Raw genomic sequence first — 15595 nt, forward strand, 5'->3', positions numbered from 1 at the left:
CCCCGCCGTCGTTCCGAGGAGCGGTCAGGCTCCCTCGGCCGCCTCCGCCGCCTCGGCCGTCGTCTCCGCCTCGTGCGCACGTGGCCGCCGCCGCTCCAGGGTCAGCCCGACCGCCAGCACCACCACGGCCGCCACCACCGACAGCACCATCTGCTCCCGGCCGTCCTTGTCGTAGAACATGTAGCCCACGACGAAGACGATCAGCGCGATCGTGGCGTAGGTCAGCCACGGGTACAGCCACATCCGCACCGACAGCCGCTCCGGCGCCTCCCGTTCGAGCGTCCGGCGCATCCGCAGCTGCGAGAAGCAGATGACCAGCCAGACGAACAGCGCCACCGCGCCGGACGAGTTGAGCAGGAACTGGAAGACGGTGTCCTTCGACGTGTAGCTGAAGATCGTCGCGATGAAGCCGAAGGCCACCGACGCCCAGATCGCCACCGCCGGCACGCCGCCCTTGTTGACTGTCGCGAACGCCTTGGGCGCGTCCCCGCGCGCACCGAGCGAGTACGCCATCCGGGACGCCGTGTAGAGCCCGGAGTTCAGGCAGGACAGCACCGCGGTCAGCACGACCACGTCCATCACCACGTCCACGTACGGGATGTTCAGCGACTTCAGCACCGCCACGTACGGGCTCTTGGCCACCTCCGGGTCGTCCCACGGCAGCAGCGTCACGATCACCGTGATCGAGCCGATGTAGAACAGCGCGATCCGCCAGATGACGCTGTTGACGGCCTTGCGGACGGCCACCACCGGGTTCGGCGACTCGCTCGCCGCCAGCGTCACGATCTCGCTGCCCATGAAGGAGAAGACCACCAGCAGCATGCCGGAGAGGATCGCGCCCGGCCCCTTCGGCAGGAAGCCGCCGTGCCCGGTCAGGTTGGCCGTGCCCACCGCGTGGTGACCCGGCGGCAGCCCGAAGATCGCCAGCGCGCCGACCACGATGAAGATCACGATCGCCACGACCTTGATCCCGGCGAACCAGAACTCGAACTCGCCGAACGAGCTGACCGACACCAGGTTCGTGCCCGTCAGCACGATCATCACCAGCAGCGCCCAGGCCCACTGCGGGACGGCCGGGACCCAGCCGGTCAGGATCGACGCCGCCGCTGTCGCCTCCACGGCCAGCACCACCGACCAGAAGAACCAGTACAGCCAGCCGATCGTGAAGCCCGCCCAGCGCCCCAGCGCCCGGTCCGCGTACGCCGAGAACGACCCGGACGTCGGCGAGGCCGCGGCCATCTCGCCCAGCATCCGCATCACCAGCACGACCAGCAGGCCGGTCAGTGCGTAGGAGAGGAGGATGCCGGGACCTGCGGCTCTGATCCCGGCGCCGGATCCGACGAACAGACCCGCGCCGATGACCCCGCCGATGGCGATCATCGACAGATGGCGGTTCTTCAGCCCTGCCTGGAGTCCGTCCTGCGACTGGCCCCCGCCGGCTCCGCCGCCGGGTTCACCGGCGGCGGGGACCGCTTTCGCCAGGGGGATGCCCCCTGCTCCTTCGGAGCTCGGGGGAGGGTGCGCGCCCATGTGCACCGTCCTTCTGTGGTTCTGTGTGGGGAACTATGGTTCTGCGTGGAGAACTGTGGTTCTGCGTGGGGAACCCAGGAATTAGACCGTTGTGAACGGCCGTTGGGAAGAGCCGAACCCGGATCGTTGTGGTTACCGCCGAGTTGTGCGGAGTCGCCGGCGGCGGCACAAAGCCCCGGTGACGTCTACCCCCGCAGCGTCGTGCCACACTCGTGCCATGCGCGTGTACATCGGCTCCGATCATGCAGGTTTCGACCTCAAGAACCACCTCGTCGACTGGCTCACGGCCCACGGCCACGAACCCGTCGACTGCGGCCCGCACATCTACGACGCCCAGGACGACTACCCCCCGTTCTGCCTGCGCGCCGCGGAGCGCACCGCCGCCGACCCGGAGAGCCTCGGCATCGTGATCGGCGGCTCCGGCAACGGCGAGCAGATCGCCGCCAACAAGGTCAAGGGCGTACGCGCCGCGCTCGCCTGGAGCGAGCAGACCGCCGCGCTCGGCCGGGAGCACAACAACGCCAACGTCATCTCGGTCGGTGGCCGGATGCACACCGAAGAGGAGGCGACCCGGTTCATCGAGGTCTTCCTCGCCACGCCGTACTCCGACGAGGAGCGGCACACCCGCCGGATCGAGATGCTCGCCGCCTACGAGACCACCGGCGAACTCCCCCCGATCCCGGCCCACCACCCGCAGCAGGACTGACCGCCGCACCCCGCCGCCCTCCGGTGCGGGCACCCCTCCCCGAGCTTCCCGCCTCCGCGTGAGCGGGGGAGGCCCCGCACCGGAGCGGCGGGCGCCGCGCCGCCCGCCGCCCACCGGGGCGGGCGGGCGTGCCCACTGGAGGACCACCCGATGCCCGAGGGGCACACCATCCACCGCCTCGCGCTGGACCACCGGGACCGCTTCGAGGGCGGAGCGGTCCGGGCGAGCAGCCCGCAGGGCAAGTTCGCGGACGGCGCGGCGCTCGTCGACGGCCAGGTCATGGACACCGCCGAGGCGCACGGCAAACACCTCTTCCTCGACTTCGGCCCGGACCGCTGGGTCCACGTCCACCTCGGCCTCTTCGGCAAGCTCGGCTTCGGCGGCACCCCGGCCCCGCCGCCCACCGACACCGTCCGGCTGCGGCTGGTCGGCGCCCGCCACTACGCCGATCTGCGCGGCCCCACCACCTGCGCCCTGATCACCGACGCCGAGAAGCAGGCGATACACGCCCGGCTCGGCCCCGACCCGCTGCGCCCCGGCGACGACGGTGCCCGCGCCTGGCAGCGGATCGCCCGCAGCCGCACCACCATCGCGGCGCTGCTCCTGGACCAGAAGGTGATCGCCGGAGTCGGCAACGTCTACCGCGCCGAGGTCCTCTTCCGGCACGGCATCGACCCCTACCTCCCGGGCCGCGACCTCACCCGCGCCCAGTGGGACGCGATCTGGGCCGACCTGGTGTCCCTGATGCGCGAGGGCGTCCGGCACAACCGGATCGACACCGTCCGCCCCGAGCACCTGCCCGAGGCCATGGGCCGCCCGCCGCGCGTCGACGACCACGGCGGCGAGGTGTACGTCTACCGCCGGGCCGCCGGCCACTGCCACATCTGCGGCGGCGAGATCCGCACCGCCGACCTCGCCGCCCGCAACCTCTTCTGGTGCCCGGGCTGCCAACCGGCCACGGCCCGGCGGGCGTAGGGCCTGTCCGATGCGCGCGGCCGGGGTCGTACGGCTAGAACCCGTGCGGCAGCCAGGGCGCCACGTCCGACCCGAAGGCGGGGGCGGCCGCCGCCAGCGCCCCCGGCCGCAGCTCCCGCACCCGGCCCGCCCCCGCCAGCGTCGCCAGCGAGAAGCCGCCCAGGTAGGCGGAGCCCAACTCCCGTACGGACAGGGCGAGATCGGCCGGGTCGGCGGTCCGCTCGCAGACCGCGCCCTTCTCGTCGCCGGACAGCCGCCAGCGCCCCGCGTTCCACGGGCAGAAGTCGTCCGCGACGTCCAGCACCACCTCCACCGGTGTCCGGTACGTGCGTGCCGCCAGCGCGGCCCCCACGTCCACCGGCCGGATGAACAGCGCCTCCTGCAACCCCAGTTGGCAGCGCCGCTGGTCCGCCACCAGATGAGGCAGCGGGTCGTCGACCGGCCGGCCCCGCACCGCCACCGACGCGGTCAGGTCGATCCCGAACAGATAGCGCCACAGCGCCGCGTAGACCACCGGGTCCAGCGCCTCGATCTGCCGCACGGTCACCTGCCCGCACGGCCCGGAGCGTTCCCACTCCGGCTTGACGGCATACCGGGCGTACCCCCGCACCTCGCCGTCCACCTCGGCCAGCACGCACTGGAGCGTTCCGGCCCCGTTCCGCTCGCTCTCCGGGTCGAGCACCCCCTGCCGCTCCCAGCCGGGCCGCCGGGCGAGCATCCCCGGCCGCTCCGGGACCAGTCGGGCGTAGACCCGCTCGCAGTCCGGCACCGCGGCCACCGGGTCCGCCAGCCGCAGCCGCACACCGTCCACCCCGGGCAGATCCGGGGCAGCCAGCCGCACCGTGTCCACCGTCATCCCCATCCCCTGGGTGGCCACGCCGTAGCCGAAGCGCCCGTAGATCGCCGGCTCCGAGGCGGTCAGCACCGCCAGCGCCTCACCGCGCTCATGAATGTCGGTCAGCTGATGCCGCATCATCGAGCGCAGCACCCCGCGGCGGCGGTGCGTCGGCAGCACACCGACCGCCGTGACCCCGGCGACGGGCAACTCCGCGCCACCCGGCACCGTTAGTCCGAACGAGAAGGCGCCACCCGTGGCGACGGTGTCCGCGCCGTCCCGGACCGCCAGCATCCGGTCGATCTCGGTGACCTCCCGCCACCAGGCACGCCGTTCCGGAGCGTCCGCGACCCCGCCGAAGGCCACGTCCAACGTGTCGAACCAGGCATCCCACTCGGCCCACCGCAACGGCTGCAACTCTGTTGTCATGCGCCATGCCTAGCAGCACGCTCTCCGGCCGCGCGACCGCATTTCGAACGCGATTTCCCGGCAATTCCCCTGGGTGACGTGCGGCGAATCGACGCACCGCCGAACGGGTGGATAAGGTCCCAGAGCAATGACACGCGGCCCGGGAGCGGAACCCCTGACGGCCCGGATGCGCAGAGGTCTGCACCGGGCCCGCATCGGCCTGCGCAAGGCCGGAGTCGACTACTTCCGCGGCGACGGCTCCGACTGGCTCGCCCTGGCCGCCCTGCTCGCCGCCATACCCGCCATCGCCGCCGGCACCCTCTGGCACTCCGAGTGGTTCGCGCCCACCGCGCTGGTCCTCCCGATCATCGCCGGCGGTCTGCTGCTGCGGCCGGCCAACCTCCTTGTCCTGTACGCCGCTTCCGCCACCGCCCTGATTGTCGAGGCCGCGCTGTTCGGCCCGTACGACGAGGGGCCCGACCGGATCAGCCCCGGCACGGTCCTGGTCGTCGCCGCGGTCGGGCTCTTCGGGCTGCTGATCGCGCAGTTCCGCAGCCGGGTCGGGGTGCCCTGGCGGCGCGGCGGCACCATGCTCTTCGACCTGCGCGAGCGGATCCGGGTCCAGAGCGCACTTCCCAAACTGCCCCAGCGCTGGCACCAGGAGATGGCGCTCCGCCCGGCCGGCGGGCAGTCCTTCTCCGGCGACTTCGTGGTGGCCTCCCGCACCCAGGGCGGCAACATCCTCGAAGTCGTGCTCACCGACGTCTCCGGCAAGGGCATGGACGCCGCGTCCCGCGCGCTGCTCCTCTCCGGCGCCTTCGGCGGGCTGCTCGGCTCCCTCCCGCCGCACGGCTTCCTGCCCGCCGCCAACGGCTACCTCCTGCGGCAGGACTGGGACGAGGGGTTCGCCACCTCCATCCACCTCGTCCTCGACCTGGAGTCCGGGGACTACGAACTCCTCTCCGCGGGCCACCTTCCCGCCCTACAGCTCAGTGCGGGCACCGGCCGCTGGGAGGAGAAAGCGGGGGAGGGGCCGTTGCTCGGGGTCTACGACGGCGCCCAGTTCGACCCGGTCAAGGGCACGCTGCGGCCCGGCGACGTGCTGATGATGTTCACCGACGGCCTGGTGGAGGCCGCCGACCGCGATATCGCCGAGGGCATCGACCGGCTGACCGGCGAGGCCGAGCGCTATGTGCACGGCGGTTTCGCCGGCGCCGCCTGGCATCTCATCGAGGCCGTCGCCAAGGACGTCAACGACGACCGGGCGCTGCTGCTGATCTGCCGGGACGCGTAGCCGCCCGCCCCGCCTCCGGTTCCGTACGGCTGCCCGCGCGCCCGCCCGGCAGGGCGCGGGCCAGCAGCCCGGAACGGCCGGCGGCCAGCGGACCGAGGACGGCCAGGATCAGGACGTACCCGGCGATGAACGGGGACAGCCGCTCGTCGAGCCCGGCGCCCGCGGCCATCGTCGCCAGGATGAGCGCGAACTCGCCGCGGGCCAGCAGCGCGGTGGCGATGTTCGCGGCCGGACCGGACCCGAAGCCGTGGATCCGTGCGGCGACCAGCCCCGCCAGCACGTTCATCAGCAGTGTCAGTGCCACCGCGACCAGCACCGGCCCCAGCACGCGGGGCAGGTCACCGGGGTCGACGGAGAGCCCGAAGGCGAAGAAGAAGATCGCCCCGAACGCGTCCCGCAGCGGATGCACCAGCTCCCGGATCCGCGGGCCGGAGCGGGTACTGCCCAGCATCAGGCCCACCATGAACGCGCCGATGGCGTCCGCGACCCCGAACCACTCGGAGACCCCGGCGACCAGCACGGCGGCGCCCAGGAAGGAGATCACCAGCAGTTCGTCGTCCTTGGTGGCGATCAGCCGGCCGACGACCCGGGTCCCCCAGCGGGCGGCCGCCGCGAGCAGCAGCAGGAAGCCGAACGCCTTGCCGGCGTCCAGGGCGGCCGACCCGAGCGAGTCGGCACCGGACAGCACCGGTTGCAGCGCGGCCAGATAGAGCGCCAGGAAGATGTCCTCGACGACGATGATGCCGAGGATCGGCTTGGTCTCCGGGTTGCCCAGCCGCCCGGCGTCGACCAGCACCTTGGTGACGATGGCCGACGAGGAGATGCCCAGCACCCCGGCGAGCACCAGCGCCTCGGCGGTGCCCCAGCCGAGCGCGAAGCCGAAGCCGAGCCCGGCGCCGACGTTCAGCGCCAGGTAGGCGCCGCCGGCCAGCGCCATCCTGCGCCCGCCCGCCTTCAGGTCGTCCACATGGAATTCCAGGCCCAGGTAGAAGAGCAGCAGCACCAGGCCGAGGAGGGAGAGCATCTCCAGGTCGTGCGGGTCGGCGACCAGCACGATGCCGGGGGTGTGCGGGCCGAGCAGGATTCCGGCCAGGATGAACAGGGGGATGGTGGGGAGTCCGATCCGGCCGCCGAGGCGGGCGAGGACGCCGGCGGCGAGAAAGGCGCCGCCCATGGCGATCAGGGTGTCTGCGTGTCCGATGGGCCCGTTCCTCCTGGTCGTCGGGTGCTCCGGCCGGTTGGCGCGTGCGCCGGCGGCCCGGGTCGAGAACGCGAATAGGTCAAGGATGCGTCAAGAGATCGTCAATACTTAGATTACCAAACGATTGGCTCTGTGGGTGCGGACGCGGGTACGGGTGCGGGCGTCGGTGCCCGAGCCCGGTCCGCGATGCCCGCCCCCTCCACACCCCTCGGGGGTGGGGTTTTCCCCGGCGTGACCGGCGGCCCTCCTCATGGCCGGACCAGGCGCCCGATCCCTACGGTGAACGCGGTGACCGGCCGTCGTGGGAGGCCGGTCGACCACACGGAACGGGAGTGCCCGATGAGCGGTGGACACGCCGTGGAACTACGCGGGGTGTGCCGCCGGTACGGTCGCGGCGCCGGCGCCGTACACGCCCTGCGTGACAGGGAACTCGCCCTGCCGAACGGCTCGTTCACCGCCGTCATGGGCCCCTCGGGCTCGGGGAAGTCCACCTTCCTCCAGTGCGCGGCCGGCCTCGGCCGCCCCACCGCCGGCTCCGTCCGCCTGGCCGGCACGGAGATCACCCGGCTCCGCGAGGGCCGTCTGGCCGCGCTGCGCCGCAGCCGGCCGGGCTTCGTCTTCCAGGCGTTCAACCTGCTGCCCGCGCTCACCGTCGAGCAGAACGTCCTGCTGCCGCTGCGGTTGGCCGGTGAGCGCCCGGACCGCGGGCAGGCGGTCGACGTGCTGGCCCGGGTCGGCCTGCGCGATCACGCCCGGCGTCGCCCCGGTCAGCTGTCCGGGGGCCGGCAGGTGGGAGTACCCCCGGTCGAACGAAGGTGAGACCGGGGGAGGGTGGCGATCGCCCGGGCCCTGGTCACCGCGCCGGACGTGATCTTCGCCGACGAGCCGGCCGGCGCCTGGACGCCGCGACCGCGGCCGAGATCCTGGCCGTCCTGCGGCACACCGTCGACGCCCTCGGCGCCACGGACGTCATGGTCACCCACGCCCCGGTCGCCGCCGCCTGGGCCGCGACCAGGTCCTCCTCCTCACCGACGGGGCTCCGGCGGACCGGCTGGAGGGCGCTCCCGCCGACCGGATCGCCGCCCCGGATGGCGGTGCTCACGGACCGCAGTCGCGCCGCGTCCGGCCGGCCGCGCGTCACCTCTTCCGCACCGCCCGGACATCACCCCACAACCCCCCACTCGCCCCACTTCACGCCAACCCCATGAATCGGGCAAAGCGTTGGCCGAAGATTCGTCACCCGCCTGCGATGGGCAAAGAGTTGATGGCACGATGGGTGCCGGGGGTGTGCGCGGCATGCCCCAGGGCCGGTGAGGCGTTCCGACCGAGGGTGTGATCAGTTGTGGCTCTTTCGCTGTCAGTTGTCGTGATGCTGGGGATCATCCTCGTCGTGCTGATCAGACAGAAGTCGATCAAGGCGGGCCCGGCGCTCGTCGCCATACTCTTCGGCTTCTTCCTCGCCTCCACGGGGATGGCGCCGTCGATCAACCGGTTCCTGACCTCCATCGCGCAGACCATCAACCACATCACGTTCTAGGGTCCGACCTGTCGGACAGACCCCAGGCCGGTCCGCGGCGCGGACCGGGCTCAGGGGGCGTCGCCACCCCCGGTCCGCCCCAGCGCGTCCCGTACGGCGTCCTCGCTGCGTCCCACCAGTGCCGATCCGTCGTCGGCGGTGATGATCGGGCGCTGGATCAACCGGGGGTGCGCCGCCAACGCCTCGATCCACCGCTCGCGGTCCTCCGCCGTGCGGCCCCAGTCCTTCAGGCCGAGTTCCTTCGCGTCGGCCTCCTGGGTGCGGGTGATGTCCCACGGCTCCAGCGCCAGCCGCTCCAGCACCTCCCGCAACTCCTGGGCGCTCGGCGGCTCTTCGAGATACCGCCGCACGGTGTACTCCGCCCCCTCCGCGTCGAGGAGCTGCACGGCGGAACGGCACTTGGAACAGGCAGGGTTGATCCAGATCTCCATACGTGCACCCTAGCCAACCGCCCCATCGGCACGAGTGCCCTACCGGCGACGGGGGAAAGCGGATGTCCGGCCGGCCGACGCATTCCGACAGCGGATATCCGCTATCCGCTATCCGCGAGTTGCGGTCCGCGCCGGCGCGTTTTCGCCTCGGTTCCGCCGCGGTTCTGTCCCAGTTTCGCGGAGCGATGAACCATCCGGTCCGCGGTTGCGCGGAAACGCCCGGCTAATGCCGCCGTCCGCCTTCCGGCCCCCGTACGGACCGGAATTCCCGGGGCGTACGGGCGTAGACCCAGGCGTAGACCGGGCGTAGACCCGGGCGTGGACCATCGCCCCGGAGTCCGCCTAGGAGGCCACCATGGCGCGTAGCGGGGTGCCGTGGCGCACGTTCTTCTCCGGGTACGCGGAGATACCGGACACGGGCTCGGCGGCGATCACGCGGATATCGGCCGGCCGGGCAACGTTTTCCGGGAGGGGCGCGCCGCGGCGAATCCGGAATTCCGCCGGTGGGGAATTCGGCGGGGGAAGTGACGGACATCCCGGCGGTCGGCGACGCAAACGGCCCGGGGCCGGATCGGGAAAGTCCACTCGGGAAAGTCCACGATCCGGCCCCGGGCCGTTTCGGAGCGGGCGACGGGAATCGAACCCGCGTAGCCAGTTTGGAAGACTGGGGCTCTACCATTGAGCTACGCCCGCGAGCGCCGACGGTCGCAGGACCTCGGCACGCAGTGCATCGTAGCGGGTGACGGCGGTCCGCCGCACACCGCACCGCGCTCCCGAATAACTGGCAGCCGCAGAGTCCGCGGCCATGTACCCTACGTGTCGCACCGACGGGGTGTGGCGCAGCTTGGTAGCGCGTCCGCTTTGGGAGCGGAAGGTCGTCGGTTCGAATCCGGCCACCCCGACCAGTTGGTACCCGCCCGATGCCGCGGATGCGGCATCAGTGGCCGTTCGAGATCGCGTTGTGGGTGCCCTCGTCCTTGCGGTTACTATGCAAGCTGCGTGCCTGTGTGTCTTTTGTACCGGGCGCGATCGGCCGGGCCGGGATCTGCCGGAACCGGAAGATCTCAGGCATAACCCCAGAAGTCAGCCCCAAGGAGACCGAACCGTGAAGAGCGCCGTGGAGACCCTGAACCCGACTCGGGTTCGGCTCACTGTCGAGGTGCCCTTCGAGGAGCTCAAGGCCAGCCTCGACGCGGCGTACAAGAAGATCAACCAGCAGGTCACGGTGAAGGGCTTCCGTCGGGGCAAGATCCCGGCCCGCGTCATCGACCAGCGGTTCGGTCGCGGCGCCGTGCTGGAAGAGGCCGTCAACGACGCGCTCCCGAAGTTCTACACCGAAGCGGTCAACGAGGCGGAGCTGAACGTCCTCGGCCAGCCCGAGGTCGACATCACCGAGCTCAAGGACAACGAGCTGCTGGCCTTCACCGCCGAGGTCGACATCCGCCCCGCCCTGGAGATCCCGGACTACTCCGGCATCGAGGTCGAGGTCGACGCCGTCGAGGTGTCGGACGAGGACGTCGACAAGTCCGTCGAGCAGCTGCGTGAGCGCTTCGCCACGACCACCCCGGCCGAGCGCGCCGCCCAGGAGGGCGACGTGCTGACCGTCGACCTGGAGGCCAAGGTCGACGGCGAGGTCCTGGAGGACGGCGTCGCCAACGGCGTCACGTACACCGTCGGCTCCGGCGAGCTCCTCGACGGCATCGACGAGGCCGTCAAGGGCCTGGAGGCCGGCGGCAGCGCCACCTTCACCTCCGAGCTCAAGGGCGGCTCCGCCCAGGGCAAGGAGGCCGAGGTCAAGGTCGACGTCACCGAGGTCAAGTCCCGCGAACTGCCCGCGCTGGACGACGACTTCGCGCAGCTGGCCAGCGAGTTCGACACCCTTGAGGAGCTGCGCGCGGACAGCCGCAAGCGCCTTGAGCAGATGAAGAAGTACGACCAGGCCACCCAGGCGCAGGAGAAGGTCCTGGACGAGCTGCTCAAGCTCGTCGAGGTGCCGATGCCGGAGAAGCTGCTCGCGGACGAGATCCAGACCCGCAAGCACAACCTGGAGCACCACCAGCTCGGCCAGATGGGCCTCGACCTCGCGAAGTACCTGGAGATCCAGGGCAAGACCGAGGAGGAGTTCGACGCCGAGACCAAGGAGCAGGCCGAGAAGGGCATCAAGACCCAGTTCATCCTGGACGAGCTGGTCAACAAGGAGAAGCTGAACGTCAGCCAGGAGGAGCTCACCGAGCACCTCATGCGCCGCGCCCAGTCCTCCGGCATGAGCCCCGACCAGTTCGCCCAGGCGGTCGTCGAGGGCGGCCAGGTCCCGATGCTGGTCGGCGAGGTCGCCCGCGGCAAGGCCCTCGCGGTGGTCGTCGAGGCCGCCACGGTCAAGGACTCCAACGGCCAGGTCGTCGACCTGGAGGACGAGGACGAGGTCGAGGTCGCCGAGGCCGTCGTCGCCGAGGCCGAGGGCACCGACGAGAAGGCCGAGGAGGCCGCGAAGACCGAGGGCTGAGCCCCGGCCGTCCGGGGCCTCCCCGGGCACTTCGAGCGCTGAGTACGGGCCCGAACACGCACGTGTGCGTGTTCGGGCCCGTACGTCATACCGGTCGGTGAGCCTGCGCTCACAGCGAACAGTTCTCGCTGCGGGATGGCGTTGTCCGACCTGCGCGTTAGGGTCCGTAGATACGAGGGCAGGGGAGTTTCTGAACGCGCGCCGGGCGCACCACACGGCGCCGGTCCCCGCGCCCCAGAAGACGACGCTGAGACGGTCGCGAGCCGTCCGACAACGAGCAGGTGGACACGTGACGATCCCGATGCCTTCCGCCGCCGCTGAGCCGACCTCCGGTGGCCTCGGCGACCAGGTCTACAACCGGCTGCTCGGCGAGCGGATCATCTTCCTCGGCCAGCCGGTCGACGACGACATCGCCAACAAGATCACGGCGCAGCTGCTGCTCCTCGCCGCTGATCCGGACAAGGACATCTTCCTCTACATCAACTCCCCCGGTGGTTCGGTCACGGCCGGCATGGCGATCTACGACACCATGCAGTACATCAAGAACGACGTGGTCACCATCGCCATGGGCCTCGCCGCTTCGATGGGCCAGTTCCTGCTGAGCGCCGGCACCCCGGGCAAGCGATTCGCGCTGCCGAACGCCGAGATCCTCATCCACCAGCCCTCCGCGGGCCTGGCGGGCTCGGCCTCGGACATCAAGATCCACGCCGAGCAGCTGCTCCGCACGAAGAAGCGCCTGGGCGAGCTCTCCGCCATGCACACCGGCCAGACGCTGGAGCAGTGGACCAAGGACGCCGACCGCGACCGCTGGTTCACCGCCGAGGAGGCCAAGGCGTACGGCCTCATCGACGACGTCATGCCCTCCGCCTCCGGCGTTCCGGGCGGGGGCGGCACCGGGGCCTGAGCCCCGGACACCCGCCGCGCAGTCGACTCCAGCTCCCTTTCGCCACCAGGACGGTGAACCTCCAGATGAACAGCTACCCCGGAAGCGGCCTCTACGAGCGCGCTCAGGCCGAGTTCTCCGGCATGCCCGCCGAGTCCCGCTATATCGTCCCGCGCTTCGTCGAGCGCACCTCGCAGGGCGTCCGTGAGTACGACCCCTACGCCAAGCTCTTCGAGGAGCGGGTGATCTTCCTCGGTGTGCAGATCGACGACGCCTCCGCCAACGACGTCATGGCGCAGCTGCTGTGCCTGGAGTCGATGGACCCGGACCGCGACATCTCGGTCTACATCAACAGCCCCGGCGGCTCCTTCACGGCGCTCACCGCGATCTACGACACGATGCAGTTCGTGAAGCCGGACATCCAGACGGTGTGCATGGGCCAGGCGGCCTCCGCCGCGGCCGTGCTGCTGGCGGCAGGTACCCCGGGCAAGCGCATGGCGCTGCCCAACGCCCGGGTGCTGATCCACCAGCCCTTCAGCGAGACCGGCCGCGGCCAGGTCTCCGACCTGGAGATCGCCGCCCGCGAGATCCAGCGGATGCGTCAGCAGCTGGAGGAGATGCTGGCCAAGCACTCGTCCACGCCGATCGAGAAGATCCGCGAGGACATCGAGCGCGACAAGATCCTGACCGCCGAGGAGTCCCTGGCGTACGGTCTGGTCGACCAGATCGTCTCGACGCGGAAGACCTCCGTCTCGGTCTGATCGCGATCTTCGCGAAATGCGCCGGAGTGTTGCCCCCTTGGACCGAGTGAACCGAGTCGGTCCAAGGGGGGCCCGTACGGGGGGCCCGGCAAGGTACCGTCGATAGGCAAGCACCCGGGTCCGCGGAGCAATGCGGATCCCAGGCGAAGGGGATTCACCTCGTGGCACGCATCGGTGACGGCGGCGACCTGCTCAAGTGCTCGTTCTGCGGAAAGAGCCAGAAGCAGGTGAAGAAGCTCATCGCGGGGCCTGGTGTGTACATCTGCGACGAGTGCATCGACCTCTGCAACGAGATCATCGAGGAGGAGCTCGCCGAGACCTCCGAGGTGCGCTGGGAGGAACTCCCCAAGCCCCGCGAGATCTACGAGTTCCTCAACGGCTACGTCGTCGGCCAGGAGCCTGCCAAGAAGGCGCTCTCGGTGGCCGTCTACAACCACTACAAGCGGGTGCAGGCGGGCGAGAACGGCCCGGGCCGCGGCGACGAGGGCATCGAGCTCGCCAAGTCCAACATCCTGCTGCTCGGCCCCACCGGCTCCGGCAAGACGCTGCTCGCGCAGACCCTGGCCCGGATGCTCAACGTCCCCTTCGCGTTCGCCGACGCGACCGCGCTGACCGAGGCCGGCTATGTCGGCGAGGACGTCGAGAACATCCTCCTCAAGCTGATCCAGGCCGCGGACTTCGACATCAAGAAGGCCGAGACCGGCATCATCTACATCGACGAGATCGACAAGGTCGCCCGGAAGAGCGAAAACCCGTCGATCACCCGCGATGTCTCCGGCGAGGGCGTCCAGCAGGCCCTGCTGAAGATCCTGGAGGGCACCACCGCCTCGGTCCCGCCGCAGGGCGGCCGCAAGCACCCCCACCAGGAATTCATCCAGATCGACACCACCAACGTCCTCTTCATCGTCGGCGGCGCCTTCGCCGGCCTGGAGAAGATCATCGAGGCCCGGTCCGGCGCCAAGGGCATCGGCTTCGGCGCGACGATCCGCTCCAAGCGGGAGATCGAGTCCAAGGACCGGCTCCAGGAGGTCATGCCGGAGGACCTGGTGAAGTTCGGAATGATCCCCGAGTTCATCGGCCGCCTCCCGGTCCTGACCTCGGTCCACAACCTCGACCGCGAGGCGCTCCTGCAGATCCTGGTGGAGCCGCGCAACGCCCTGGTCAAGCAGTACCAGCGGCTCTTCGAACTCGACGGTGTGGAGCTGGACTTCGACCGCCCGGCCCTGGAGGCCATCGCCGACCAGGCCATCCTCCGCGGCACCGGCGCCCGCGGTCTGCGCGCCATCATGGAGGAGGTCCTCCAGGCGGTGATGTACGAGATCCCGTCCCGCAAGGACGTCGCCCGCGTCGTCATCACCGAGGACGTGGTGCACTCCAACGTCAACCCGACCCTGGTCCCGCGCACCCGCGGCGAGTCGGGCGAGCCCCAGGAGAAGAGCGCGTAGCGCCCGGCCCCCCCCCGCGTACAACAGAACCGCCCGGCAGCGGAGTTGCTGCCGGGCGGTCGTCGTGTGTGGACCCGCTACTTGTCCTTGCGGACCTCGTTGCGGAGCTTCGCGGTCTTGTCCGAGAGGTCCTTGGCGCTCGGGGTGGTGGCGGAGCCGGCGCCGCTGGGGTCCGGCATGGCGATCATCTGGACCACGCCCAGGGCGCTGCTGTCGCCCCAGATGCAGGTGGAGGCGTTGAAGGACAGGCTCACGCCGCCCATCGAGGAGCTGAGCTTCTGCGTCCGGCACTTCATGACCGCGCCGTCGAAGCCGCTCGGCGAGAACGCGGTGATGGGCGTGACGTCCTCGACCTTGCCGTGCCGGCGGTCGGTGTCCTGCTTCACGTTCTCGTCGACCTTGGCGAACATCTTGGTCACGGCGCCCTGCGGGTCGGCGATGTTGCCGTAGATGCCGACCACGCTCATCACCAGCCCGCTGCCGTCCTTGTACTGACCGGTGACGCCCTTGCTGTTGGTGATGCCGAGCGCCTGGGCGTCCTTGTTGTTGGTGAAGTCCTGGGCGCCGGCGTCGTTCGTCGGCTGCTTGTGGAACTGCCCGCTCAGCAGGCTGTCGCCCAGCGAGATCGTGTACGGCTTGACATTGCCGCCCGAGCCGAAGACGAAGTACACGCCCACACCGATCGCCGCGACGGCGGCGACGGCGCCGACGATGATGCCGATCTTCTTGCCGTTGCCGCCGCCGGTCTCCGGGGTGTCGGGGATCATCCCGTAGGGGGTCTGCTGGCCGCCGTACGGGGGCTGCTGGCCGAAGTTCGGCTGCTGCGGCGGGGCGTACTGCTGCTGAGGGGCCTGCTGGGGGTAGCCGTAACCCTGCGCCGGAGGGACCTGGCCGCCCTGCTGGGGGTAGCCGTGGCCCTGCTGCGGTGGGACCTGGCCGCCCTGCTGCGGATAGCCGTAGCCGGGCTGCGGGGCGGGCGGCTGCGGCTGGCCGTAGGGGCCCGGCTGCTGGGGCTGCTGGCCGTACGGGCCGGGAGGCGGCTGGTTGAAGCTCATGGAGCGGTTCCCCTCGTGACTGCTGATGCCC

The 15595-nt window shown here is 70.6% G+C and carries 13 protein-coding genes, 2 tRNA genes and 1 pseudogene; 10 read left to right on the forward strand and 6 right to left on the reverse strand.

Translation table 11 applies throughout. The annotated features are described in order from the left end of the window. Positions 1-24 precede the first annotated feature (24 nt). Positions 25-1530 (reverse strand): amino acid permease, encoded by a 1506-nt coding sequence (locus ACO1BR_RS13120; protein ID WP_426795238.1) that lies wholly within the window; start codon positions 1528-1530, stop codon positions 25-27. A 217-nt stretch (positions 1531-1747) separates the two neighbouring features. Between ACO1BR_RS13120 and ACO1BR_RS13125 the strand changes: the two genes are divergently transcribed. Together ACO1BR_RS13125 and ACO1BR_RS13130 are read left to right on the forward strand one after the other, a co-directional pair. Next, entirely contained in the window at positions 1748-2236 is a 489-nt protein-coding gene (locus ACO1BR_RS13125; RefSeq protein ID WP_426795239.1) for a ribose-5-phosphate isomerase, read from the forward strand. Between the two features lie 150 nt (positions 2237-2386). Then, positions 2387-3211 carry an Fpg/Nei family DNA glycosylase gene (locus ACO1BR_RS13130; RefSeq protein ID WP_426795240.1) on the forward strand — a complete coding sequence of 275 codons (825 nt, stop codon included), beginning with the start codon at positions 2387-2389 and terminating at the stop codon, positions 3209-3211. 34 nt (positions 3212-3245) lie between these two features. Here ACO1BR_RS13130 and ACO1BR_RS13135 read toward each other — a convergent pair whose 3' ends face one another. Beyond that, positions 3246-4475 carry a GNAT family N-acetyltransferase gene (locus ACO1BR_RS13135; RefSeq protein ID WP_426795241.1) on the reverse strand — a complete coding sequence of 410 codons (1230 nt, stop codon included), beginning with the start codon at positions 4473-4475 and terminating at the stop codon, positions 3246-3248. A gap of 127 nt (positions 4476-4602) precedes the next feature. Here ACO1BR_RS13135 and ACO1BR_RS13140 point away from each other — a divergent pair, with 127 nt between their 5' ends. Then, positions 4603-5748 (forward strand): PP2C family protein-serine/threonine phosphatase, encoded by a 1146-nt coding sequence (locus ACO1BR_RS13140; protein ID WP_426795242.1) that lies wholly within the window; start codon positions 4603-4605, stop codon positions 5746-5748. Here ACO1BR_RS13140 and ACO1BR_RS13145 read toward each other — a convergent pair. After that, positions 5705-6922: a cation:proton antiporter gene (locus tag ACO1BR_RS13145; protein ID WP_426795243.1), complete on the reverse strand. Its 1218-nt coding sequence runs from the start codon at positions 6920-6922 to the stop codon at positions 5705-5707. The two genes, ACO1BR_RS13140 and ACO1BR_RS13145, sit on opposite strands and share 44 nt — an antisense overlap. 366 nt (positions 6923-7288) lie before the next feature. Between ACO1BR_RS13145 and ACO1BR_RS13150 the strand changes: the two are divergent. Next, positions 7289-8157, forward strand: a pseudogene (locus ACO1BR_RS13150) (ABC transporter ATP-binding protein). A gap of 134 nt (positions 8158-8291) precedes the next feature. After that, positions 8292-8486: a hypothetical protein gene (locus tag ACO1BR_RS13155; RefSeq protein WP_159503757.1), complete on the forward strand. Its 195-nt coding sequence runs from the start codon at positions 8292-8294 to the stop codon at positions 8484-8486. Between the two features lie 50 nt (positions 8487-8536). Here the strand turns inward: ACO1BR_RS13155 and ACO1BR_RS13160 are convergent, their stop codons facing one another. Next, complete coding sequence (locus tag ACO1BR_RS13160) at positions 8537-8917, reverse strand: arsenate reductase family protein (RefSeq protein WP_426795244.1); 381 nt, start codon at positions 8915-8917, stop codon at positions 8537-8539. A gap of 622 nt (positions 8918-9539) precedes the next feature. Beyond that, positions 9540-9610 (reverse strand) — tRNA-Gly (locus tag ACO1BR_RS13165). A 135-nt stretch (positions 9611-9745) separates the two neighbouring features. On the opposite strand from ACO1BR_RS13165, the gene ACO1BR_RS13170 reads away from it, so the two are divergent. From ACO1BR_RS13170 to clpX, 5 genes are all read left to right on the forward strand, one after another. Then, positions 9746-9822, forward strand: a tRNA-Pro gene (locus ACO1BR_RS13170). 200 nt (positions 9823-10022) lie between these two features. Further along, positions 10023-11420: a trigger factor gene (gene tig / locus ACO1BR_RS13175; protein ID WP_426795245.1), complete on the forward strand. Its 1398-nt coding sequence runs from the start codon at positions 10023-10025 to the stop codon at positions 11418-11420. Between the two features lie 301 nt (positions 11421-11721). Continuing rightward, positions 11722-12324, forward strand: a complete 603-nt coding sequence (locus tag ACO1BR_RS13180) for an ATP-dependent Clp protease proteolytic subunit (protein ID WP_426795311.1) — start codon at positions 11722-11724, stop codon at positions 12322-12324. Between the two features lie 65 nt (positions 12325-12389). Beyond that, a complete protein-coding gene (locus ACO1BR_RS13185; protein ID WP_426795246.1) occupies positions 12390-13064 on the forward strand; it encodes an ATP-dependent Clp protease proteolytic subunit in 675 nt (224 codons plus the stop codon). A 161-nt stretch (positions 13065-13225) separates the two neighbouring features. Next, positions 13226-14509, forward strand: a complete 1284-nt coding sequence (gene clpX / locus ACO1BR_RS13190) for an ATP-dependent Clp protease ATP-binding subunit ClpX (RefSeq protein ID WP_189298781.1) — start codon at positions 13226-13228, stop codon at positions 14507-14509. Between the two features lie 77 nt (positions 14510-14586). Here clpX and ACO1BR_RS13195 read toward each other — a convergent pair whose 3' ends face one another. Further along, positions 14587-15564, reverse strand: coding sequence for a hypothetical protein (locus tag ACO1BR_RS13195; protein ID WP_426795247.1), 978 nt, complete (start codon positions 15562-15564; stop codon positions 14587-14589). Positions 15565-15595 lie beyond the last annotated feature (31 nt).

Origin of the sequence: Streptomyces sp. YGL11-2, from assembly GCF_050054615.1 — a bacterium.
Classification (GTDB): domain Bacteria; phylum Actinomycetota; class Actinomycetes; order Streptomycetales; family Streptomycetaceae; genus Streptomyces.